18 protein-coding genes are annotated in these 21632 nt (G+C 62.6%); 7 read left to right on the plus strand and 11 right to left on the minus strand.

The annotated features are described in order from the left end of the window. Window positions 1–3: 3 nt before the first annotated feature. The 11 genes from AC07OT_RS04145 to AC07OT_RS04195 all read right to left on the minus strand — a co-directional run bounded on the left by AC07OT_RS04145 (window position 4) and on the right by AC07OT_RS04195 (window position 13079). Entirely contained in the window at window positions 4–720 is a 717-nt protein-coding gene (locus tag AC07OT_RS04145; RefSeq protein WP_027604515.1) for a TetR/AcrR family transcriptional regulator, read from the minus strand. Window positions 721–826: 106 nt separating this feature from the next. After that, window positions 827–2329 (minus strand): lysine--tRNA ligase, encoded by a 1503-nt coding sequence (gene lysS / locus AC07OT_RS04150; protein ID WP_046071251.1) that lies wholly within the window; start codon window positions 2327–2329, stop codon window positions 827–829. Between the two features lie 91 nt (window positions 2330–2420). Beyond that, window positions 2421–3516 (minus strand): peptide chain release factor 2 gene (prfB, locus tag AC07OT_RS04155; RefSeq protein ID WP_098465888.1). Its coding sequence is split into 2 segments (ribosomal slippage): window positions 2421–3443 and window positions 3445–3516, totalling 1095 coding nucleotides; the frame shifts between segments, so codons are not numbered across the junction. Between the two features lie 217 nt (window positions 3517–3733). Further along, window positions 3734–4735 (minus strand): response regulator, encoded by a 1002-nt coding sequence (locus tag AC07OT_RS04160; RefSeq protein ID WP_065926488.1) that lies wholly within the window; start codon window positions 4733–4735, stop codon window positions 3734–3736. A gap of 49 nt (window positions 4736–4784) precedes the next feature. After that, window positions 4785–5795, minus strand: a complete 1011-nt coding sequence (locus AC07OT_RS04165; protein WP_495107556.1) for a chemotaxis response regulator protein-glutamate methylesterase — start codon at window positions 5793–5795, stop codon at window positions 4785–4787. After that, window positions 5792–8074, minus strand: a complete 2283-nt coding sequence (locus AC07OT_RS04170) for a hybrid sensor histidine kinase/response regulator (RefSeq protein WP_495107557.1) — start codon at window positions 8072–8074, stop codon at window positions 5792–5794. The genes AC07OT_RS04165 and AC07OT_RS04170 overlap by 4 nt, the downstream gene beginning before the upstream one ends. After that, complete coding sequence (locus AC07OT_RS04175; RefSeq protein WP_495107558.1) at window positions 8071–8772, minus strand: chemotaxis protein CheW; 702 nt, start codon at window positions 8770–8772, stop codon at window positions 8071–8073. Before AC07OT_RS04175 ends, AC07OT_RS04170 begins: the two co-directional genes overlap by 4 nt. Continuing rightward, window positions 8769–10022 carry a CheR family methyltransferase gene (locus tag AC07OT_RS04180; protein ID WP_368962340.1) on the minus strand — a complete coding sequence of 418 codons (1254 nt, stop codon included), beginning with the start codon at window positions 10020–10022 and terminating at the stop codon, window positions 8769–8771. Before AC07OT_RS04180 ends, AC07OT_RS04175 begins: the two co-directional genes overlap by 4 nt. After that, window positions 10019–10531: a chemotaxis protein CheW gene (locus AC07OT_RS04185; protein WP_027604522.1), complete on the minus strand. Its 513-nt coding sequence runs from the start codon at window positions 10529–10531 to the stop codon at window positions 10019–10021. Before AC07OT_RS04185 ends, AC07OT_RS04180 begins: the two co-directional genes overlap by 4 nt. Continuing rightward, window positions 10531–12153 carry a methyl-accepting chemotaxis protein gene (locus AC07OT_RS04190; protein WP_027604523.1) on the minus strand — a complete coding sequence of 541 codons (1623 nt, stop codon included), beginning with the start codon at window positions 12151–12153 and terminating at the stop codon, window positions 10531–10533. Before AC07OT_RS04190 ends, AC07OT_RS04185 begins: the two co-directional genes overlap by 1 nt. 218 nt (window positions 12154–12371) lie before the next feature. Further along, the gene (locus AC07OT_RS04195) at window positions 12372–13079 is read right to left on the minus strand and encodes a tellurite resistance TerB family protein (protein ID WP_495107559.1); all 708 of its coding nucleotides are present in this window, start codon (window positions 13077–13079) and stop codon (window positions 12372–12374) included. Window positions 13080–13246: 167 nt separating this feature from the next. Here AC07OT_RS04195 and AC07OT_RS04200 point away from each other — a divergent pair, with 167 nt between their 5' ends. The 7 genes from AC07OT_RS04200 to AC07OT_RS04230 all read left to right on the plus strand — a co-directional run bounded on the left by AC07OT_RS04200 (window position 13247) and on the right by AC07OT_RS04230 (window position 21468). Further along, entirely contained in the window at window positions 13247–14158 is a 912-nt protein-coding gene (locus tag AC07OT_RS04200) for a LysR family transcriptional regulator (RefSeq protein WP_027604525.1), read from the plus strand. A 132-nt stretch (window positions 14159–14290) separates the two neighbouring features. Next, entirely contained in the window at window positions 14291–15748 is a 1458-nt protein-coding gene (locus tag AC07OT_RS04205; RefSeq protein ID WP_177414172.1) for a gamma-aminobutyraldehyde dehydrogenase, read from the plus strand. A 71-nt stretch (window positions 15749–15819) separates the two neighbouring features. Then, window positions 15820–16971 (plus strand): putative ABC transporter substrate-binding protein YdcS, encoded by a 1152-nt coding sequence (ydcS, locus tag AC07OT_RS04210; protein WP_495107560.1) that lies wholly within the window; start codon window positions 15820–15822, stop codon window positions 16969–16971. 137 nt (window positions 16972–17108) lie between these two features. Next, window positions 17109–18143 carry an ABC transporter ATP-binding protein gene (locus tag AC07OT_RS04215; RefSeq protein ID WP_065926497.1) on the plus strand — a complete coding sequence of 345 codons (1035 nt, stop codon included), beginning with the start codon at window positions 17109–17111 and terminating at the stop codon, window positions 18141–18143. A gap of 1 nt (window position 18144) precedes the next feature. Further along, entirely contained in the window at window positions 18145–19074 is a 930-nt protein-coding gene (locus tag AC07OT_RS04220) for an ABC transporter permease (RefSeq protein WP_098480288.1), read from the plus strand. Beyond that, window positions 19064–19873 carry an ABC transporter permease gene (locus tag AC07OT_RS04225; RefSeq protein WP_025856826.1) on the plus strand — a complete coding sequence of 270 codons (810 nt, stop codon included), beginning with the start codon at window positions 19064–19066 and terminating at the stop codon, window positions 19871–19873. Before AC07OT_RS04220 ends, AC07OT_RS04225 begins: the two co-directional genes overlap by 11 nt. Window positions 19874–20043: 170 nt before the next feature. After that, window positions 20044–21468, plus strand: coding sequence for a gamma-aminobutyraldehyde dehydrogenase (locus AC07OT_RS04230; protein WP_495107561.1), 1425 nt, complete (start codon window positions 20044–20046; stop codon window positions 21466–21468). Window positions 21469–21632: the final 164 nt, after the last annotated feature.

Raw genomic sequence — 21632 nt, forward strand, 5'->3', positions numbered from 1 at the left:
GTGTCAGACCGAGGCCAACACCAAATGCATGTAACGCTTGAGGATCTCAAGCATCTCTTCACCGGTCAGAGGCTCTGCGCCGCCCAGCAGGCCCTGATATTCCATCCGACTGATAATCGCCGTCAACACCTTGGCGTCCTGTTGCGGCTCGCGGGAGCCCAATACCTGGAAAAACTGCCCCGTGCCCTGCAACAGGATCTGCTGGTGGGACCGCACCAGCTCAGCCAGGCGCGGGTTGAGCAAGGCTTCCTGGCGGAAGGCCTGTTCGGCCATCAAATGTTCGCGGCGGTTGGTCAGTTGGCGCAGCACATAGTCGGCGGTCAGCCGCGCAATGTCATCGGCCAGTTGCGAGCGCGATTCCGGGCTGCCATCACCATAGGCGACCATCTCACGCAGCAGGCCTTCGTTACGCACCCATAGCTTGCCCATGAAGGCCGCGCTGCGTTCAACATACTGGGCGAAGGTATCGGTGAGCAGGTCATCGATGTCCTTGAAGTAATAGGTAGTGGCTGACAACGGCACACCGGCCTCGGCCGCCACGGCCCGATGGCGCACGGCGCGCACGCCATCGCGTACCACGATGCGCATGGCTGCATCGAGAATGTCTTGCCTGCGTTGCTCGCTGCCCCGACGGCTGGCCTTACGGCCCTGGTACTGGACGCTTTCAGCCACGGCAGCGGCAATGCCGGCGGCGCCTTCTTGAGCGGTTACGCGGTTCACGACACACATCCTTGAATAGATCAAAACCTGGCGCTGTTTGCTTGACGCTTAAAAACGCCACATAAAAAAGCCGCCTTATAAAAGGCGGCTTCGGATTTCGCTACGCTTACGCTTGTGGCCGCATGTGCGGGAACAAGATCACATCGCGGATCGACGGCGAGTTGGTCAACAACATCACCAGGCGGTCGATGCCGATACCTTCACCGGCCGTTGGCGGCATGCCGTATTCCAGGGCACGTACGAAGTCGGCGTCGTAGTGCATGGCTTCGTCATCGCCGGCGTCCTTGTCGGCCACCTGGGCCATGAAGCGCTCGGCCTGGTCTTCGGCATCGTTAAGCTCGGAGTAGGCGTTGGCGATTTCGCGGCCGCCGATGAACAGCTCGAAACGGTCGGTGACGTTCGGGTTGTCGTCGTTGCGACGGGCCAGCGGCGACACTTCGAACGGGTACTGGGTAATGAAGTGCGGCTGTTCCAGCTTGTGCTCCACCAGCTCTTCGAAAATCATCACCTGCAGTTTGCCCAGGCCTTCGAAGCCCAGCACCTTGGCACCGGCTTTCTTGGCGATGGCGCGGGCCTTGTCGATGTCATTGAGGTCGTCGGCGGTCAGCTCAGGGTTGTACTTGAGGATCGAGTCGAATACCGAGAGACGCACGAACGGCTCGCCGAAGTGGAACACCTTGTCACCATACGGCACGTCGGTGCTGCCCAGGACCAGTTGCGCCAGCTCGCGGAACAGTTCTTCGGTCAGGTCCATGTTGTCTTCGTAGTCGGCGTAGGCCTGGTAGAACTCCAACATGGTGAATTCCGGGTTGTGCCGGGTCGAGACGCCTTCGTTACGGAAGTTGCGGTTGATCTCGAACACCTTCTCGAAGCCACCGACCACAAGACGCTTGAGGTACAACTCAGGCGCGATACGCAGGAACATTTCCATGTCCAGTGCGTTGTGGTGGGTTTCGAACGGCTTGGCTGCGGCGCCCCCCGGGATGGTCTGCAGCATCGGGGTTTCCACTTCCAGGAAGTCACGCTGCATCAGAAAGCTGCGGATATGCGCGATGACCTGCGAACGCACGCGGAAGGTCTGGCGCACGTCTTCGTTGACGATCAGGTCAACGTAGCGCTGACGGTAGCGTTGCTCGGTATCGGTCAGGCCGTGGTGCTTGTCCGGCAACGGGCGCAGGGACTTGGTCAGCAGGCGCACGCTGGTCATTTCCACGTACAGGTCGCCCTTGCCGGAACGGGCCAGGGTGCCTTCGGCGGCGATGATGTCGCCCATGTCCCAGGTTTTCACCGAGGCCAGGGTTTCTTCAGACAGGGTCTTGCGGTTGACGTAGACCTGGATACGCCCGGTCATGTCCTGGATCACCATGAACGAGCCACGGTTGAGCATGATGCGACCTGCCACCTTGACCGGGATCGCCGCTTCTGCCAGCTCTTCCTTGGTCTTGTCCGCGTACTGCTTCTGCAAGGCATCGCAGTAGTTGTCGCGACGGAAGTCGTTGGGGAAGGCATTGCCCTTGGCGCGCTCGGCAGCCAGCTTTTCCTTGCGCAGGGCGATCAGGGAGTTTTCTTCCTGTTGCAGGGCTTGCGGGTCGAGTTGTTGGTCGCTCATGTCTTTAAATTTTCCATCAGGTTCGTGGTCCCCGGCCTGCGGCCGGGGATCGCCGGCAAGGACTGGGCGTCCCCCCGGTTCCTACAAGGGGTTACAGGCCAGATTTCAGGCTGGCTTCCAGGTATTCGTCAATGTCACCGTCGAGCACCTTGTCGCAGTCGCTGCGTTCGATGTTAGTGCGCAGATCCTTGATCCGCGACGCATCGAGCACATAAGAGCGGATCTGGTGACCCCAGCCGATATCCGACTTGGTGTCTTCCAGGGCCTGGGAAGCGGCGTTGCGCTTCTGCATTTCCTGCTCGTACAACTTGGCCCGCAGCATTTTCATGGCGGTGTCCTTGTTCGCGTGCTGGGAACGTTCGTTCTGGCAGCTCACCACGGTGTTGGTCGGTACGTGAGTAATACGTACGGCCGAGTCGGTGGTGTTTACGTGCTGACCACCGGCACCGGAGGAGCGGTAGGTGTCGATACGCAGGTCAGCCGGGTTGATCTCGATTTCCACCTTGTCATCGATCTCGGGCGAGACGAACACCGCAGAGAACGAGGTGTGGCGACGGTTGCCGGAGTCGAACGGGCTCTTGCGCACCAGGCGGTGTACGCCGATCTCGGTACGCAGCCAGCCAAAGGCGTATTCACCCTTGATGTGCACGGTCGCGCCCTTGATCCCGGCGACTTCACCGGCCGACAGCTCCATGATGGTGGCGTCGAAACCGCGCTTGTCGGCCCAACGCAGGTACATGCGCAGCAGGATGTTGGCCCAGTCCTGGGCTTCGGTGCCGCCAGAACCGGCCTGGATGTCCAGGTAGGCGTTGTTCGGGTCCATTTCGTGGCTGAACATGCGACGAAATTCAAGCTTGGCGAGGTTTTCCTCGAGACGGGCCAGCTCGGCGACGACATCGCCCACTGCGCCTTCGTCGTTTTCTTCGACGGCCATGTCCAGCAGGTCGCGGCAATCGGCCAGGCCGGTGTTCAGTTCGTCGAGGGTGTCGACGATCTGCGCCAGCGCAGCGCGCTCGCGTCCCAGTTCCTGGGCGTATTCAGGTTTGTTCCAGACACTCGGATCTTCAAGCTCGCGATTGACTTCGGTCAGACGCTCATGCTTTTGATCGTAGTCAAAGATACCCCCGAATAGTTTCGGAGCGCTCGGACAGGTCCTTGATGGTGTTAAGGATCGGGTTGATTTCCATGGCGGGCAGCACTCGTTGGCGAACTTTTGAAAGCCGGCGAGTATAACGGCAAACGGGGGGGAACGGCAGTCCGCTGGGCGAAAAGGCAGACTACGCAGGGTTAAATGTGGGAGGGGGCTTGCTCCCGATGGCGGTGTATCAGCCCTGAATCAGGTGACTGACCCTCCGCTATCGGGGGCAAGCCCCCTCCCACATTTTGATCTGTTGCGGCCTCGAGTCACTCGATACCGACCAGATTGCGCCCGTTATGCTTGGCCGTGTACAACCCCTTGTCCGCTGCCATGATCAACTGGCGGCAATCGGTACCCTGTACCGGCGTCATGGTCGACAGCCCGATGCTGATGGTCAGGCTGGAACCTTCGGCCGGGGCGATATGCGGGATTTTCAGTGCGGCGACGGCCATGCGCAGCTTTTCCGCCACCAGGCGTGCCCCACCCGGCGAGGTGTTCGGCAATACCAGGGCAAACTCTTCGCCACCGTAGCGCGCCGGCAGGTCCGAGGGGCGGCTGCTGGCTTCGCGGATGGTGTTGGCCACTTTGCGCAGGGCTTCGTCACCCTCGACGTGGCCAAAGCTGTCGTTGTAGGTCTTGAAGAAATCCACGTCGATCATCAGCAATGACAGCTGGGTCTGGTCACGCATGGCGCGGCGCCATTCCAGCTCCAGGTATTCGTCGAAGTGGCGGCGGTTGGACAGTCCGGTCAGGCCATCGGAGTTCATCAGCCGTTGCAGCACCAGGTTGGTGTCCAGCAGCTGTTGCTGGCTGACCCGCAGCGCACGGTAGGCGGCATCGCGCTGCAACAGGGTCATGTAGGAGCGCGAGTGATAGCGGATGCGCGCCACCAGTTCGATGTTGTCCGGCAGCTTGACCAGGTAGTCGTTGGCCCCCGCCGAGAACGCCGCGCTCTTGATCAGCGGGTCTTCCTTGGTGGAAAGCACGATGATCGGGATGTTCTGCGTGGCCGGGTGGTTGCGGTATTCGCGCACCAGGGTCAGGCCGTCGAGGCCGGGCATCACCAGGTCCTGCAGGATCACCGTGGGCTTGATGCGGATGGCCTGGGCAATCGCCTGGTGCGGGTCGGCACAGAAGTGGAAGTCGATGTTTTCTTCGTGGGCCAGGCCACGCCGGACGGCTTCGCCGATCATGGCCTGGTCGTCGACCAGCAACACCATGGCGGCGTTTTCGTCGGTCTTGATGTCGTCGATCTGTAAATCATTCATGTGCAGTCACCTGAATTACTACCTGCAAGCCAGCCGCGGGAGGTGTGGATCATTTTGCAAATACCTCCAGCAATCGGGGCGCAATTCTATCCAGTGGGCGAATTTCAACAGCAGCATCAATCGCCGCCGCCGCTTTGGGCATGCCATACACCGCCGAGCTTTGCTGATCCTGGGCGATGGTCAAATAACCTTGTTCACGCATTAGCTTGAGCCCCTGGGCCCCGTCACGGCCCATACCGGTCAGCAGTACGCCGACGGCATCGCCATTCCAGTGGCTGGCCACGCTTTCGAAAAACACATCGATGGAAGGCCGGTAAATCTCGTTCACCGGCTCTGCGGTATAGGCTAGCGTGCCATTCTTCAATAAACGAATGTGGTGATTGGTGCCGGCCAGCAGCACCACCCCGCTTTGCGGCGGTTCGCCTTCGCGGGCCAGGCGTACCGGCAGGCCGGAGGCGCTGCTCAGCCACTCGGCCATGCCGGCGGCGAAGACCTGGTCCACATGCTGCACCAGCACAATGGCGGCGGCAAAGTCCCGGGGCAACCCCTTGAGCAGGATTTCCAGGGCAGCCGGGCCACCCGCCGAAGAACCGATCGCCACCAGGCTCTGGCGTTTGCCGGTGCTGCGCTCCGGCGTGGTTTCGGCGCGCACACGGCTGCCGCGCTGGCCGATCAGCCAGCCGATGTTGAGGATCTTGCGCAGCAACGGCGCCGCCGCATCCTTGGGGTTGCCCACGCCGAGCGCCGGCGTGTCCACCACATCCAGGGCGCCGTGGCCCATGGCTTCGAACACCCGGCTCACATTGGCCTGGCGGTCGACGGTCACCAGCAGGATCGCGCACGGGGTCTCGGCCATGATCTGCCGCGTGGCCTCCACGCCGTCCATCACCGGCATGATCAGGTCCATCAGGATCAGGTCCGGGGTCAATTCGGCGCAGCGCTGCACCGCCTCCAGGCCATTGCTGGCCACCCACACCACCTGGTGCATGGGCTCGAAGCTCAAGGCACGGCGCAGGGCCTCCACGGCCAGGGGCATGTCATTGACGATCGCAATCCTCATGACCGTGCGCCTCCGATCAGCTCCACCACAGCATCCAGCAGCGCGTCATCGTGGAAACTGGCCTTGGCCAGATAATAATCGGCCCCAGCATCCAGCCCACGACGGCGGTCTTCTTCACGGTCTTTGTACGACACCACCATCACCGGCAATGATTGCAGGCGACTGTCACGGCGCAGGAGTGTGACCAATTCAATACCGTCCATACGAGGCATATCGATATCAGTGATAAGCAGGTCGAAGTCTTCGGAGCGCAAGGCGTTCCAGCCATCCATGCCGTCGACCGCGACGGCCACTTCGTACCCGCGATTGAGCAGTAACTTGCGTTGCAACTCCCGCACAGTGAGCGAGTCGTCCACCACCAGTACCCGCTTGCGCGGTGCCTCGGTGGCCTGCTGGCTGCGCCGGGCGATGCGCTCCAGGCGCCCGGTGTTGAGCAGCTTGTCCACCGAGCGCAGCATATCTTCCACATCGACGATCAATACCACCGAGCCGTCGTCCAGCAAGGCGCCGGCGGAAATATCCTGGACCTTGCCCAGGCGATCATCCAGCGGCAGCACCACCAGGGTGCGCTCGCCGATAAAGCGTTCCACGGCAATCCCGTAAACCGCATCGCGCTCGCGAATCACCACCACCTTCAAGGTTTCGTCATTGCTCTGCCCCGATGGGCGCTGCAACAACTGGCTGGCGGCGACCAGGCCCACATGCCGACCTTCGTGCCAGAAATGCTGGCGGCCTTCCAACTGCACAATGTCGTCGGGGGCCAGGTCGCACATGCGCTCGATATGCGCCAGCGGGAACGCATAGGCTTCCTCGCCGACTTCCACCACCAGGCTGCGCACCACCGACAGGGTCAGCGGCACCTCCAGGTGGAAGCGACTGCCCTGCCCTGCCGTCTGCTCAAGCACCACCGCGCCGCGCAGTTGGCGGACCATATGCTGCACCGCATCCAGCCCGACACCGCGTCCGGACACTTCGGTGACCTTGTCGCGCAGGCTGAACCCCGGCAGGAACAGGAACGTCAGCAGTTCCTCTTCGCTCAGGTTCAAGGCCGTCTCCCAGGTTGAAAGATGCCGATCGACGATGGTGCCGCGCAGGCGCTCCAGGTCAACGCCATTGCCGTCGTCACTCAGCTCCAACACCAGCAGGCCGGCCTGATGGGACGCGCGCAGGCAGATCAGGCCTTCGGCGGGTTTGCCTGCCAGCAGGCGTTGCTCGGGCATTTCGATGCCGTGGTCGACGGCGTTGCGCAATAGATGGGTGAGTGGCGCTTCGAGCTTTTCCAGCACGTCGCGATCGACCTGGGTCTTTTCCCCCTCGATCTCCAGGCGCACTTGCTTGCCCAGGCTGCGGCCGAGGTCGCGCACCATGCGTACCTGCCCGGCGAGTACATCGGCAAACGGGCGCATGCGACAGGCCAGCGCAGTGTCGTAGAGCACCTGGGCACGCTGGCCGGCCTGCCAGCCAAACTCATCCAGTTCGGCAGTCTTTTCCGCCAGCAGCGCCTGGGCTTCGCTCAGCAGGCGGCGGGTATCGGCCAGGGCTTCTTCGGCTTCGAGGCTCAAACCCAAGGTCTTGAGCTGGCCATCCAGGGTATCCAGGGCGCGTACGCTCTGGCTTTGAATCCGTTTGAGACGCTGCATGCTGGTCAGGTAGGGCTTGAGCCGCTGGGTTTCCACCAGGGACTTGCTCGAGAGGTCCAACAGGCTGTTCAAGCGCTCGGCGGTCACGCGCAATACGCGTTCGCCACCTTCGGTCATGCGTCGGCCCTGACGCGGCGGATCGCTGGCGACGGGCGGTGCGGGCTCGGGCTCCGGCGGCAGCTCTTCGATGAGCGGCGCCGGGGCGGGCTCAGGCACAGCGGGCGCTGGCGCGACGTAGGCACTGGGCTGGGATGGATCCAGCAGGCGCTCCATCAACGCCACATAGGCGTCGATGTCCGCCGTGCCGACATCGTTGCCAGGGGTGGCGATACGCATCAGCAGGTCGGTGCCTTGCAGCAACGCGTCGATATGCTCGGGTTGCAGGTGCAGGCGGCGTTCCTGGGCGCTGACCAGGCAATCCTCCATGACATGGGCCACGCTGACCCCGGCGTCCACCCCGACGATGCGCGCCGCGCCCTTGAGCGAATGCGCGGCACGCATGCAGGCTTCAAGCTGGTCGGCCTGGGTAGGGTTGCGCTCCAGGGCCAGCAGGCCCGCGCTCAGCACCTGGGTCTGGGCATCGGCTTCCAGGCTGAACAGCTCCAGCAGCGAGGCGTCGCGCATCTGGTCGGGGGTCATGTGAGGCTCCGGGTTACGGCGGACAACAATTGCGCCTCGTCCAGCCACCGCAGGCTACGGCCTTTCCACTGCAACACACCCTGGGTGTAGCGCGCGCTGGCCTGGATACCCGAGGCCGACGCCGCCTTCAGGGTGCGCTCATCGATGGCATGGATGCCATCCACTTCGTCCACCGGCACCACCACCGGGCCATCCTGCGCGGCGATGATCAGCATGCGCGGCATGATCCGCCCACCGCTGGCGCCCTGATGGGTTGTTTCCAGGCCAAGCAACTCCACCAGCGACAGGCACGCCACCAGCGCACCACGCACATTGGCCACACCGAGCAAGGCACGGGAGCGCTGGTGCGGCAGCGAGTGAATCGGTTGCAACGGGGCCACCTCCACCAGGCAACGGGTGGCGATGCCCAGCCATTCCTCGCCGAGGCGGAACATCAACAGCGAGCGGGTGACGATCTTTTCGTCAACCTCGGCAGCCGCCACCGGACGACGGTCGTCCTGCTGCAAGGCATAGCGGTCCAGCAAGCGCGTGGCGGCAGCCGAGTACACCGAACAGTTGCGGCAGTGGATATGCTCCACCAGCAGCGGGCACGACTTGTCGCCATGGATACCGATACGGTTCCAGCAGTCGTCGATGGCTTGGGTGTCGGCCAGGGTCAAGTCCAGGCCTGCGGTGTTGAGCGCCTCGGTGCTACTCATCGTTTGGACTCACTGTCTGCTCGCTCGCTGCGGGCGGCCCGCGCCTGTAAACGGCGCGCCCCCGCACTGTCGCCCTGGGACTCGAGCAAGGCGGCCAGGTGCATCAAGGCCTGCGGATGCTGGGGTTCCAGGTACAAGGCTTTCCGATAAAACCCCTGGGCTTCCAGGGCGCTGCCGGCCACGTCGCTGAGCAACCCCAGCCAGTAGAACACCTGGGCGGCCGGCGGGTGACTGTTCAGATACTGCTCACAGGCGGCGCGGGCCTCGGCACTTTTACCTTCGTTGGCCAGGCTGGCGATGCGGCTGAGCAAGGTGCCCGCATCGGAGGGCGGCGCCTTGATCGGCCCCGCCTGGTTGCTGGCCGTGCTGAACGGTCGCGGCTTGACCGGGACCGGCGCGGCGCTGCGCGGTGGCGTCGGCATGGGCACGAATACCGGCTCAGGCTTCACCGGTTCGGCATGCCGGCTGAAGGCAAATGACTGCGGCACCCCAATCGAGCGCATGCCGTGGCGCCCCAGCAAGCTGCCCTCGGCGGGACCGATAAACAGCACGCCGTCCACATGGGTCAGGCCCTTGAGCACATCGAAGACTTGCTTCTGGGTCGGCTGGTCAAAGTAGATCAGCAGGTTGCGGCAAAACACGAAATCGTAGCTCGCCTCGTTCGCCAGCAGCGTCGGGTCGAGCAAGTTGCCGACTTGCAGGCGCACCTGTTCGCGCACGCGGTCGGCGATGTGGAACCCGTCGCCGTATTCCGTGAAGTGGCGGTCGCGAAAGGCAATATCGCCGCCACGAAACGAGTTCTTGCCATACACCCCGCGCCGGGCGCGCTCCACGGACAGCGGGCTGACATCCAGGCCCAGGACCTTGAACTGGTGCGGCGCCAACCCGGCATCCAGCAAGGCCATGGCAATGGAATAGGGTTCTTCGCCGGTGGAACACGGCAGGCTGAGAATGCGCAGCGCGCGCATCTGCTTGATCTCGGCCAGGCGTGCAAGCGCCAGTCGGGCCAGGGTCGCAAAGGATTCCGGGTAACGAAAAAACCAGGTCTCAGGGACGATCACGGCTTCGATCAGCGCTTGTTGCTCGTCCTCGGAGCTTTGCAGGTGCTGCCAGTACTGCCCTGGCGTTTGCGCCTGTACGGCCTGGCTGCGCTGGCGCACGGCGCGCTCGATGATGGCCTCGCCGACCGACGCGACGTCCAGGCCGATACGTTCTTTCAAGAAGGCAAAGAAACGCGGGTCGTTGCTCATAGGCTCAGCTCGGCAGAAAACAACAGGGCGCGCACATCATCGGTGAGCACGTCATTCACGCCAATCCACTGCATCAGGCCCAAGGCATCCTCCCGCACCGGCCCCAGGTACCGCGCCTGGCGGTTATCCAGGCCGTAAGGCTGGAATTCGGCCGGGTCGCACCGCAAGGTGTCCGTGGCCTGCTCGAGGATCAGCCCGAGCCAGCGCGACTCGACCCAGGTGTGCGGCTGGTAATTGACCAGCACCAGGCGCGTACTCGTCCGCGCCTGGGCCGCTGTGCCGAAGGTCAGCGCGCTCAGGTCGATCACCGGTACCAACGCCCCGCGATGGGCAAAGATGCCCGCCACCCACAGTGGCGCATGGGCGATGGGCTTGAGCGGCAGGCGTGGCAACACCTCGGCCACCTCCGTGGCCTTGAGCGCAAAGCGTTCGCTGCCGATGTGAAACACCAGGAACAAGGCTTTTTTCGCTGCCGGAACGGCGCCGCGTTTAGCCGCGAGGTCGCTCATCAGACTTTGAAACGCGACACGCCGCTGCGCAGACCCACCGCAACCTGGCTCAGTTCATCGATGGCAAAGCTGGCCTGGCGCAGGGACTCCACCGTCTGGCTGCTGGCATCGCCCAGTTGCACCAGGGCATGGTTGATCTGCTCGGCGCCGGTGGCCTGGGCCTGCATGCCTTCGTTGACCATCAACACCCGGGGCGCCAGGGCCTGTACCTGATGGATGATCTGCGACAGCTGCTCGCCCACTTGCTGCACTTCGAACATGCCTCGACGGACTTCTTCGGAGAACTTGTCCATGCCCATCACGCCCGCCGAAACCGCTGACTGGATTTCACGCACCATCTGCTCGATGTCGTAGGTGGCCACGGCGGTCTGGTCGGCCAGGCGCCGCACTTCGGTGGCCACCACGGCAAAACCGCGCCCGTATTCACCGGCCTTTTCGGCTTCGATGGCGGCATTCAGGGACAGCAGGTTGGTCTGGTCGGCGACCTTGACGATGGTCACCACCACTTGGTTGATGTTGCCGGCCTTCTCATTGAGGATCGCCAGCTTGGCATTCACCAAGTCGGCGGCGCCCATCACCGAATGCATGGTTTCTTCCATGCGCGCCAGGCCTTGCTGGCCGGAACCGGCGGCCACCGAGGCCTGGTCGGCGGCGGTAGACACTTCGGTCATGGTGCGGACCAGATCCTTGGAAGTGGCAGCGATCTCCCGCGAAGTGGCACCGATCTCAGTAGTAGTGGCCGCGGTTTCAGTGGCAGTGGCCTGTTGCTGCTTGGAGGTGGCGGCAATCTCGGTGACCGAGGTGGTGACCTGCACCGAAGAGCGCTGGGCCTGGGACACCAGGGCCGTAAGCTCGGTCATCATGTCGTTGAAGCCGGTTTCCACCGCGCCGAACTCGTCCTTGCGCTCCAGGTTCAAGCGTTTGCTCAGGTCACCGGTACGCATGGTCTCGAGGATCTCGACGATACGCTGCATCGGCGCCATGATCGCGCGCATCAGCAGCAGGCCACACAGGCCGGCGGCGAGGATCGCCACGGCCAGCGACAGGAACATGCTGACCTTGGCCGAGGCAACGGCGTCGTCAATGGCGGCCGTCGCGTTGTCGGACACGGCCTTGTTTTCCGTGATGATGTCATTGAGCTTCATGCGCCCTTCGGTCCAGATCGGCGTCAATTGCTCTTCCAGCAGCTCGCGCGCGGCCGGCAGGTCATTGGCTTCGACGCGATCGAGTACCTGGGCCAGAACCTTGTTGTAATTGATGTGGGCGGCCTTGAAGTTGTCGAACTCCATGCGATCGGCCTGGCTATGCACGGTTTTTTCGTAATTGGCCATCTGCTGTTCGATACGCGATTCGAAGGCCTTGTAGTCCGACTTATCGCTATTGGTGAAGGTTTTATCCTCGCGCAGGCCAATGATATCGATGGTCTGCAAATAACTGTCGACCCATGCGCTGCGGATCATCGAACTGAGGTAAACCCCCGGCACCGCGTCGTCACGCACCGATTCCTGGCTGGCTTCGATCTTCAGCAACCGTGAGTAGGACACCACAACCATCAGCAGCATGATCGCGATAATGACCGCAAAGCTCGCCAAAATCCGCTGGCGCAAGGTCCAATTCTTCACAGTGTTTCCTCGAAGGGCCATTCAAATGGAGGGGAGTATAGCTGAGCAGAAGCCCTCATTTATCAATGGGTTTCGATGTGGCACACACACATTGCAAAAACACCTGTGGGAGGGGGCTTGCTCCCGATTGCCGTGGGTCAGTTGCAGAGATTCGAACTGGACCACCGCTATCGGGAGCAAGCCCCCTCCCACAGGTTGGATTTGCCCGGCCCCGTTGGTTACTGGTTAAGCCGTACCTGCTTTTCCAGTTCCAGCTTCAAGCCCGGTTCGAGCTTGAGTTGGCGGGCCAATTCGTCCAGATACGCCTTTTCCATAAAGTTCTCCTCATCCACCAGCATCACGCTGGCGATGTACATCTCGGCGGCCATTTCCGGGGTGCCGGCGGCGCAGGCGACGTCGGCCGGGTCCAGCGGCTTGTTCAGCTCGGCGTGCAGCCAGCTTTGAAGTTCGCGGTCGTTGTCCAGCTTGGTGAATTCACCTTCGATCAGTGCGCGCTCGCGTTCATCCACATGGCCGTCGGCCTTGGCGGCGGCGACCAATGCCTTGAGGATCCCCTGGCTGTGCTGCTCGACCTGGGCCGGCGGCAGGCGATCGATGGTTTGCGGCTCACCCTGAGGCGCGTTGGCCTGCTTGGCCTGCCAGTTGCCGTAGGCTTTGTAGGCAATCACGCCCAACGCGGCCAGCCCGCCGTAGTTCAGGGCTTTGCCGCCAAACTTGCGCGCCTTCTTGTTGCCCAGCAACAGGCCCATCGCCCCCGCCGCCAGGGCGCCACCGCCCGCACCGCCGAGCAGGCTGCCCAGACCGCCGCCGCCGAGCAGCCCGCCGAGGGCGCCTTTATCGTCCTGTTTGCGCTGGCCGCCGGTTTTGTTCTGCAACATGTCCTGGCCGGACTTGAGCAACTGATCGAGCAATCCACGGGTATTCATTCGTAGCCTCCAGACACTAGGGTTCATGGACCAATAGGCCCTCAGCGTAAAACTAAGTGCCAAAAAGCCGCGATCTAGAGTGCTTCCAGATGTAACGCCACTGCCCTTCGCTAAAACCGATATACACTCGAACAAATCTATAAAAACACCCCACTGGTAATTCCAGCATGATGACCTTGCGTCAAATCCGGCATTTTATCGCCGTGGCCGAGACCGGCTCGATCTCCGCCGCCGCGCAGACCGCGTTCATTTCCCAGTCCACCCTAACCCTGGCGATCCAGCAACTGGAGCAGGAAATCGGCGTCACCCTGTTCAACCGCCACGCCAAGGGCATGACCCTCACGCACCAGGGCCATCAGTTCCTGCGCCAGGCACACTTGATCCTCGCCACCGTCGACAATGCCAAGCGCAGCCTGCAACAGAGCACCGACCAGGTCGCCGGGCAGTTGATCATCGGCGTGACCAGCCTGGTCGCCGGCTACTACCTGGCGGATTTGCTCACCCGCTTCCAGCGCGCCTACCCCAACGTGGAGATCCGCGTGATGGAAGACGAACGCCCGTATATCGAGCATTTGCTGGTCAGCGGCGAGATCGATGTGGGCGTGCTGATCCTCTCCAACCTGGAAGACCGCCACGCCCTGCAGACCGAAGTCCTCACCCACTCGCCCCACCGCCTGTGGCTGCCGGCGCAACACCCGCTGTTGGAGCACGACAGCATCAACCTCGCCGACGTGGCAAACGAGCCGTTGATTCAGCTGAACGTCGACGAAATGGGGCATAACGCCCAGCGCCTGTGGGCCGCTGCCGGCCTGCAACCGCGCGTGACTCTGCGCACCGCCTCCACCGAGGCGGTGCGCAGCCTGGTGGCCGCGGGCCTGGGCGTGTCGATCCAACCGGACATGACCTACCGCCCCTGGTCCCTGGAGGGCGACATTATTGAAGCGCGGCCGATTGCCGACCTCAGCCAGACCCTGGACGTCGGCCTGGCCTGGCGTCGGGGCACCGCGCGGCCGGCCTTGGTGGATCCGTTCCTCACCGTGGCGCGGGAACAACCACACCCACGCAAGCCATCTATTTAATCGAATGCTGCATTCAGTATTTAGTATTTGTTGACCTCGCGCCTGACCTCTAGTCTCTGTCTATCCATAAGAGAAGGTCAGGCGCCTTGTAAGAGAACGCCCATGACCACACAAGAAAAGAGTTCACGAAAAATGTCCGGCGCGCCCACCCCGCTGCTCACTGCGTTGCTGATCGACGGCGAACTGGTCCAGGGCCAGGGCGTTGCCGAGCCGATCCTCAACCCGGCCACCGGCGAAGTGCTCACCCAGATCGCCGAGGCCAGCACCGAGCAGGTCGAAAGTGCGATCCTCGCCGCACACCGCGCTTTTGCCGGCTGGTCGCGGACCACGCCGCAACAACGCTCGAACGTCCTGCTGGGCATCGCCGACGCCATCGAGAAACACGCCGACTACCTCGCCCGCCTGGAATCGCTGAACTGCGGCAAGCCGTTGCACCTGGCGCGCCAGGATGACTTGAGCGCCACCATCGATGTGTTCCGCTTCTTCGCCGGCGCCGTGCGCTGCCAGACCGGCCAGCTCAGCGGCGAATACCTGCCGGGCTACACCAGCATGGTGCGCCGCGATCCGATTGGCGTGGTGGCCTCGATTGCGCCGTGGAACTACCCGCTGATGATGGCCGCGTGGAAGATCGCCCCGGCGCTGGCGGCCGGTAATACCCTGGTGTTCAAGCCGTCGGAACACACGCCGCTGTCGATCCTCGCATTGGCCCCGGTCCTGAAGGACGTGTTACCCCGCGGGGTCATCAACATTCTGTGCGGTGGCGGTGAAGGCGTCGGCAGCCATTTGGTCAGCCACCCCAAGGTGCGCATGGTCTCGCTGACCGGCGACATCGTCACCGGCCAGAAAATCCTGCAGGCCGCCTCCAAGACCCTCAAGCGCACACACCTGGAATTGGGCGGTAAGGCGCCGGTGATCGTGTGCAACGACGCCGACCTGCAAGCCGTGGTCGAAGGTGTGCGTGCTTACGGTTACTACAACGCCGGCCAGGACTGCACGGCGGCATGCCGCATCTACGCCCAGGCGGGCATCCACGACAAATTGGTCGCCGAACTGGGCGCAGCCGTCAGCAGCCTGCGCTTCGCCGGCAAGCGCGATGCCGATAACGAACTCGGCCCGCTGATCAGCACACGCCAGCGCGACCGCGTGGCCAGCTTTGTCGAGCGCGCCCTCGGCCAGCCGCATATCGAGCGGGTCACCGGCGCGGCCGTGCATTCCGGGGCCGGCTTCTATTACCAGCCGACGCTGCTCGCCGGTTGCAAGCAGAACGATGAAATCGTCCAGCGCGAAGTGTTCGGCCCGGTGGTCACCGTGACCCGCTTCGACGAACTGGAACAGGCGGTGGACTGGGCCAACGATTCCGAATACGGCCTGGCCTCCTCCGTCTGGACCCAGAACCTGGACAAGGCCATGCAGGTCGCCGCGCGCCTGCAATACGGCTGCACCTGGATCAACAGCCATTTCATGCTGGTCAGCGAAATGCCCCACGGCGGCTTGAAGCGCTCGGGGTATGGGAAAGATCTGTCCAGCGATTCGCTACAGGACTACAGCGTGGTGCGCCACATCATGGCCCGCCACGGCCAGCATCTTTAAAACAACAACTAAGCTCATGCGTCACGGCTTCACACACTGCCCCGACCATAATTAAAGAAGAGGGAATCCCCATGTCTGCGCATAAGACCGCACTGCTCAGTGCCTTGACCACCGCGCTGCTGGCCAGCGTCAGTATCCAGGCCGCCGAACCGCTCAAGGCGGTGGGCGCTGGTGAAGGCCAGCTGGATATCGTCGCCTGGCCCGGCTATATCGAACGTGGCGAAAGCGACAAGGCCTACGACTGGGTCACAGGCTTCGAGAAGGAGACCGGCTGCAAGGTCAATGTGAAAACCGCCGCCACTTCTGACGAAATGGTCAGTTTGATGGCCAAGGGCGGTTATGACCTGGTCACCGCGTCCGGGGATGCGTCGCTGCGATTGATCGTCGGCAAGCGTGTGCAGCCGATCAACACGGCGTTGATCCCCAACTGGAAGAACATCGACCCGCGCCTCAAGGATGCGCCGTGGTACGTGGTGGGCCAGCAGACCTACGGCACCCCGTACCAGTGGGGGCCGAACGTGCTGATGTACAACACCACCGTGTTCAAGACCGCGCCCACCAGCTGGAATGTGCTGTTCGAGGCGCAAAACCTGCCGGACGGCAAGCCGAACAAAGGTCGTGTGCAGGCCTATGACGGTCCGATCTACATCGCCGATGCGGCGCTGTACCTCAAGAGCACCCAGCCGGAACTGGGGATCCAGAGCCCCTATGAACTGACCGAAACCCAGTACAAGGCCGTGCTCGACCTGTTGCGCGCGCAGCAGCCGTTGATCCACCGCTACTGGCATGACACCACCGTGCAAATGAGCGACTTCAAGAACGAAGGCGTGGTGGCCTCCAGCGCCTGGCCGTATCAGGTCAACGGCCTGCAAAACGAGAAGCAGCCGATTGCTTCGACCATTCCCAAGGAAGGCGCCACCGGCTGGGCCGACACCACCATGCTGCACAGCGAGGCCAAACACCCGAATTGCGCCTACAAGTGGATGGACTGGTCGCTGCAGCCCAAAGTCCAGGGCGATGTCGCCGCCTGGTTCGGCTCGCTGCCGGCGGTGCCCGCAGCCTGCAAGGAAAGCGAACTGCTCGGCGCCGAGGGTTGCAAGACCAACGGCTTCGACCAGTTCGACAAGATCGCCTTCTGGAAAACCCCGCAGGCCGAGGGCGGCAAGTTCGTGCCATACAGTCGCTGGACCCAGGACTACATCGCGATCATGGGCGGCCGCTAAGACCATGCAGACGGCATAGATCCCCTGTGGGAGGAGGCTTGCCCCCTCCCACATCGACCGCATTCACGGATGTTTTGTTTTTTCAGCAGTCCAGGCCGGGCGCTGCGACCACCCGCGCCTTTTTGGAGCACCGCACCATGACGCTTGCAGTCCAATTCACCCACGTTTCCCGTCAGTTCGGCGAAGTGAAAGCCGTTGACCGGGTTTCCATCGATATCCAGGACGGCGAGTTCTTTTCCATGCTCGGCCCATCCGGCTCGGGCAAGACCACCTGCCTGCGCCTGATCGCCGGTTTCGAGCAGCCGAGCGCAGGCTCGATCCGCATTCATGGCGAGGAAGCCGCTGGCTTGCCGCCGTATCAGCGTGACGTAAACACGGTATTCCAGGATTACGCACTGTTCCCCCATATGAACGTGCGCGATAACGTCGCCTATGGCCTCAAGGTCAAAGGCGTGGGCAAGACCGAACGCCTCAACCGCGCCGAAGAAGCCTTGGGAATGGTCGCACTCGGTGGCTACGGCGAGCGCAAGCCGGTGCAACTCTCCGGCGGCCAACGCCAACGGGTAGCCCTGGCCCGTGCCCTGGTCAATCGCCCCCGTGTGTTGCTGCTCGATGAACCCTTGGGCGCCCTCGACCTCAAGCTGCGCGAACAGATGCAAAGCGAGCTGAAGAAGCTGCAACGCCAGCTCGGCATCACCTTTATCTTCGTGACCCACGACCAGACCGAAGCGCTGTCGATGTCCGACCGTGTGGCGGTGTTCAACAAGGGCCGCATCGAACAGGTCGACACCCCGCGCAACCTGTACATGAAACCGGCCACCGCGTTCGTCGCCGAATTCGTCGGCACCTCCAACGTGATTCGCGGCGAGTTGGCCCAGCGCCTCAGCGGCAGTGCGCAGCCGTTTTCGATTCGCCCGGAACACGTACGGTTTGCCGAGGGCCCGCTGGGCGCCGGCGAAGTGGAAATCAGCGGCTTGCTGCACGACATCCAGTACCAGGGCAGCGCCACCCGCTATGAGCTGAAACTGGAAAACGGCCAGGCGCTGAACATCAGCCAGGCCAACAACCAGTGGCTGGACATCAGCAGCGGCCATCAGGTCGGCCAGTCCATCACCGCCCGTTGGGCGCGAGAAGCCATGACGCCGCTGACTGACCGCGCAGGCGAGGTGTGAAATGAGCCTGGCCCTTTCCCAACCGCCGATGCGCAGGTTTTCCAACCTGCTGTACCGCAAGCCCAACCTGTACCTGGCGATGCTGCTGGTTCCGCCGCTGATCTGGTTCGGCGCGATCTACCTGGGTTCGCTGCTGACCCTGCTGTGGCAAGGCTTCTATACCTTTGACGACTTCACCATGGCGGTCACCCCGGACCTGACCCTGGCCAACTTCACCGCGCTGTTCCAGCCATCGAACTTCGACATCATCCTGCGCACCCTGGGCATGGCGATCGTGGTGTCGATCGCCAGCGCCATCGTCGCCTTCCCGATCGCCTACTACATGGCGCGCTACACCACCGGCAAGACCAAGGCGTTCTTCTATATCGCGGTGATGATGCCGATGTGGGCCAGCTACATCGTCAAGGCCTATGCCTGGACCTTGCTGCTGGCCAAGGGCGGCGTGGCGCAGTGGTTCGTGCAGCACCTGGGCCTGGAACCGGTGTTGCAGTTCGTGCTGGGCATTCCCGGCGTGGGCGGCAGCACCTTGAGCACCTCGCACCTGGGGCGCTTCATGGTGTTCGTCTATATCTGGCTGCCCTTCATGATCCTGCCGATCCAGGCGTCCCTGGAGCGCTTGCCGCCGTCGCTGCTGCAAGCCTCCGCCGACCTCGGCGCGAAGCCGCGCCAGACCTTCATGCAGGTAATCCTGCCGCTGTCGGTGCCGGGGATTGCCGCCGGTTCGATCTTCACGTTTTCGCTGACCCTGGGCGATTTCATCGTGCCGCAACTGGTGGGCCCGCCGGGTTACTTCGTCGGCGGCATGGTCTACGCCCAGCAAGGTGCCATCGGCAATATGCCCATGGCCGCGGCGTTCACCCTGGTGCCGATCGTGCTGATCGCGGTTTACCTGTCCATCGTCAAACGCCTGGGGGCCTTCGATGCACTCTGAAAAATCTTCATTAGGCTTGAAGATCGCAGCCTGGGGCGGGTTGGTATTCCTGCACTTCCCGATCCTGATCATCTTCCTCTACGCCTTCAACACCGAAGAAGCCGCGTTCAGCTTTCCGCCCCAGGGCTTTACCCTGAAGTGGTTCAGCGTAGCCTTCGCCCGGCCGGACGTGTTGGAGGCGATCAAGCTGTCGTTGCAGATCGCCGCCATCGCCACCCTGATTGCCATGGTGCTGGGCACCCTGGCCTCGGCGGCGCTGTATCGCCGCGAGTTCTTTGGCAAGCAAGGCGTGTCGCTGATGTTGATCCTGCCGATTGCGCTGCCGGGGATCATCACCGGTATTGCGCTGCTGGCGACGTTCAAGACATTAGGCATCGAGCCGGGAATGTTCACCATCATCGTCGGCCACGCGACGTTCTGCGTGGTGATCGTCTACAACAACGTCATCGCCCGCCTGCGCCGTACGTCCCACAGCCTGATCGAAGCCTCGATGGACCTGGGCGCCGACGGCTGGCAGACCTTCCGCTACATCATCATGCCCAACCTCGGCTCGGCGCTGCTGGCCGGCGGCATGCTGGCGTTTGCGCTGTCGTTCGACGAAATCATCGTCACCACTTTCACCGCCGGCCACGAACGTACGTTGCCGCTGTGGTTGCTCAACCAATTGAGCCGGCCACGGGATGTGCCGGTGACCAATGTGGTCGCGATGCTGGTGATGCTGGTGACGATGTTCCCGATCCTGGGTGCCTATTACCTGACCCGCGGTGGTGAAAGCGTGGCGGGGAGTGGTGGTAAATAACTTGGCCACTGAAGGAACGCGGTTCAAATGTGGGAGGGGGCTTGCCCCCGATAGCGGTGTGAAAGCCAACACAGCTGTCACTGAACCACTGGCATCGGGGGCAAGCCCCCTCCCACATTTAAATCCGGTTTCTTCAGGGAAATAACGCGCGTTTTTTGGAGGACTCAATCATGCAAACCAAACTGCTGATCAACGGCCAACTGGTACAAGGCGAAGGCCCGGCCCAGGCCATCTTCAACCCGGCCCTGGGCCGCGTGCTGGTGGAAATCAAAGAAGCCAGCGAAGCCCAGGTCGACGCCGCCGTGCGCGCCGCCGATGCGGCCTTCGAAGGCTGGTCGCAAACCGCGCCCAAGGATCGCTCGCTGTTGCTGCTGAAACTGGCCGACGTGATCGAAGCCCACGGCGAAGAACTGGCCAAGCTGGAATCGGACAACTGCGGCAAGCCCTACAGCGCCGCGCTGAACGACGAGATCCCGGCAATTGCCGACGTGTTCCGCTTCTTCGCCGGCGCCAGCCGATGCATGAGCGGTTCGGCCGGCGGTGAATACTTGCCCGGCCACACCTCGATGATCCGTCGCGACCCGGTGGGCGTGATTGCGTCCATCGCGCCGTGGAACTACCCGTTGATGATGGTCGCCTGGAAAATCGCACCGGCCCTGGCCGCGGGCAATACCGTGGTGCTCAAGCCGTCGGAGCAAACCCCGCTGACCGCGTTGCGGATGGTCGAGTTGGCGTCGGAGATTTTCCCGGCCGGAGTACTCAACCTGGTGTTCGGCCGTGGGCCTACCGTGGGCAGTCCACTGGTGAACCACCCGAAAGTGCGCATGGTGTCGCTGACCGGCTCTATCGCCACAGGCGCGAATATCATCTCCAGCACCGCCGACAGCGTGAAGCGCATGCATATGGAGCTGGGCGGCAAGGCGCCCGTGATCATCTTCAACGATGCGGATATCGATGCAGCGGTGGAAGGCATTCGTACCTTCGGCTTCTACAACGCCGGGCAGGACTGCACCGCAGCGTGCCGGATTTATGCGCAGGCAGACATCTACGATGCGTTTGTGGAGAAGCTCGGCGCGGCGGTCGCCAGCATCAAATACGGCTTGCAGGATGACCCGGCCACTGAGCTGGGCCCGTTGATCACCGCGCAACACCGCGACCGGGTTGCCGGGTTTGTCGAACGCGCCGTGGCGCAGCCGCATATCCGCCTGGTCACCGGTGGCAAGGCGGTGGAAGGCAATGGTTTCTTCTTTGAGCCGACCGTACTCGCCGATGCGCAACAGGACGATGAAATCGTGCGCCGCGAGGTGTTCGGGCCGGTGGTATCGGTGACCAAGTTCACCGATGAGGTGCAGGTACTGGGCTGGGCCAATGATTCGGACTACGGGTTGGCGTCATCGGTATGGACCGCCGACGTAGGACGCGCCCATCGCCTGGCCGCGCGCCTGCAGTACGGCTGCACCTGGGTAAACACCCATTTCATGCTCGTCAGCGAGATGCCCCACGGTGGTCAGAAACTGTCGGGGTATGGCAAGGATATGTCCATGTATGGCTTGGAGGACTACACCACGGTTCGGCATGTGATGTTCAAGCACTGATCTCCCCATGCGCCGTAACGCTTTATTGTAGGAGCGAGCTTGCTCGCGAAGAACGCAAGAGCACCGCGGTTAATCAGAATGTCCGCGTTATCGTTGACGTTCTTCGCGAGCAAGCTCGCTCCTACTTTTGGATGTTCATAATTCGTGGGTAATGTGCTCACCCA

The sequence above is a fragment of the Pseudomonas sp. GW821-FHT09C10 genome, assembly GCF_059418085.1.

What these genes read in the sequence shown, in the direction of transcription:
- AC07OT_RS04205 (WP_177414172.1), top strand. Translation starts at nt 14,291, where the DNA reads ATGTCCGGCGCGCCCACCCCGCTGCTCACTGCGTTGCTGATCGACGGC.
- AC07OT_RS04220 (WP_098480288.1), top strand. Translation starts at nt 18,145, where the DNA reads ATGAGCCTGGCCCTTTCCCAACCGCCGATGCGCAGGTTTTCCAACCTG.
- AC07OT_RS04225 (WP_025856826.1), top strand. Translation starts at nt 19,064, where the DNA reads ATGCACTCTGAAAAATCTTCATTAGGCTTGAAGATCGCAGCCTGGGGC.
- AC07OT_RS04185 (WP_027604522.1), bottom strand. Translation starts at nt 10,531, where the DNA reads ATGAGCGACCTCGCGGCTAAACGCGGCGCCGTTCCGGCAGCGAAAAAA.
- AC07OT_RS04170 (WP_495107557.1), bottom strand. Translation starts at nt 8,074, where the DNA reads ATGACCCCCGACCAGATGCGCGACGCCTCGCTGCTGGAGCTGTTCAGC.
- AC07OT_RS04230 (WP_495107561.1), top strand. Translation starts at nt 20,044, where the DNA reads ATGCAAACCAAACTGCTGATCAACGGCCAACTGGTACAAGGCGAAGGC.
- AC07OT_RS04195 (WP_495107559.1), bottom strand. Translation starts at nt 13,079, where the DNA reads ATGAATACCCGTGGATTGCTCGATCAGTTGCTCAAGTCCGGCCAGGAC.
- AC07OT_RS04215 (WP_065926497.1), top strand. Translation starts at nt 17,109, where the DNA reads ATGACGCTTGCAGTCCAATTCACCCACGTTTCCCGTCAGTTCGGCGAA.
- ydcS (WP_495107560.1), top strand. Translation starts at nt 15,820, where the DNA reads ATGTCTGCGCATAAGACCGCACTGCTCAGTGCCTTGACCACCGCGCTG.
- AC07OT_RS04165 (WP_495107556.1), bottom strand. Translation starts at nt 5,795, where the DNA reads ATGAGGATTGCGATCGTCAATGACATGCCCCTGGCCGTGGAGGCCCTG.
- AC07OT_RS04180 (WP_368962340.1), bottom strand. Translation starts at nt 10,022, where the DNA reads ATGAGCAACGACCCGCGTTTCTTTGCCTTCTTGAAAGAACGTATCGGC.
- AC07OT_RS04160 (WP_065926488.1), bottom strand. Translation starts at nt 4,735, where the DNA reads ATGAATGATTTACAGATCGACGACATCAAGACCGACGAAAACGCCGCC.
- lysS (WP_046071251.1), bottom strand. Translation starts at nt 2,329, where the DNA reads ATGAGCGACCAACAACTCGACCCGCAAGCCCTGCAACAGGAAGAAAAC.
- AC07OT_RS04175 (WP_495107558.1), bottom strand. Translation starts at nt 8,772, where the DNA reads ATGAGTAGCACCGAGGCGCTCAACACCGCAGGCCTGGACTTGACCCTG.
- AC07OT_RS04200 (WP_027604525.1), top strand. Translation starts at nt 13,247, where the DNA reads ATGATGACCTTGCGTCAAATCCGGCATTTTATCGCCGTGGCCGAGACC.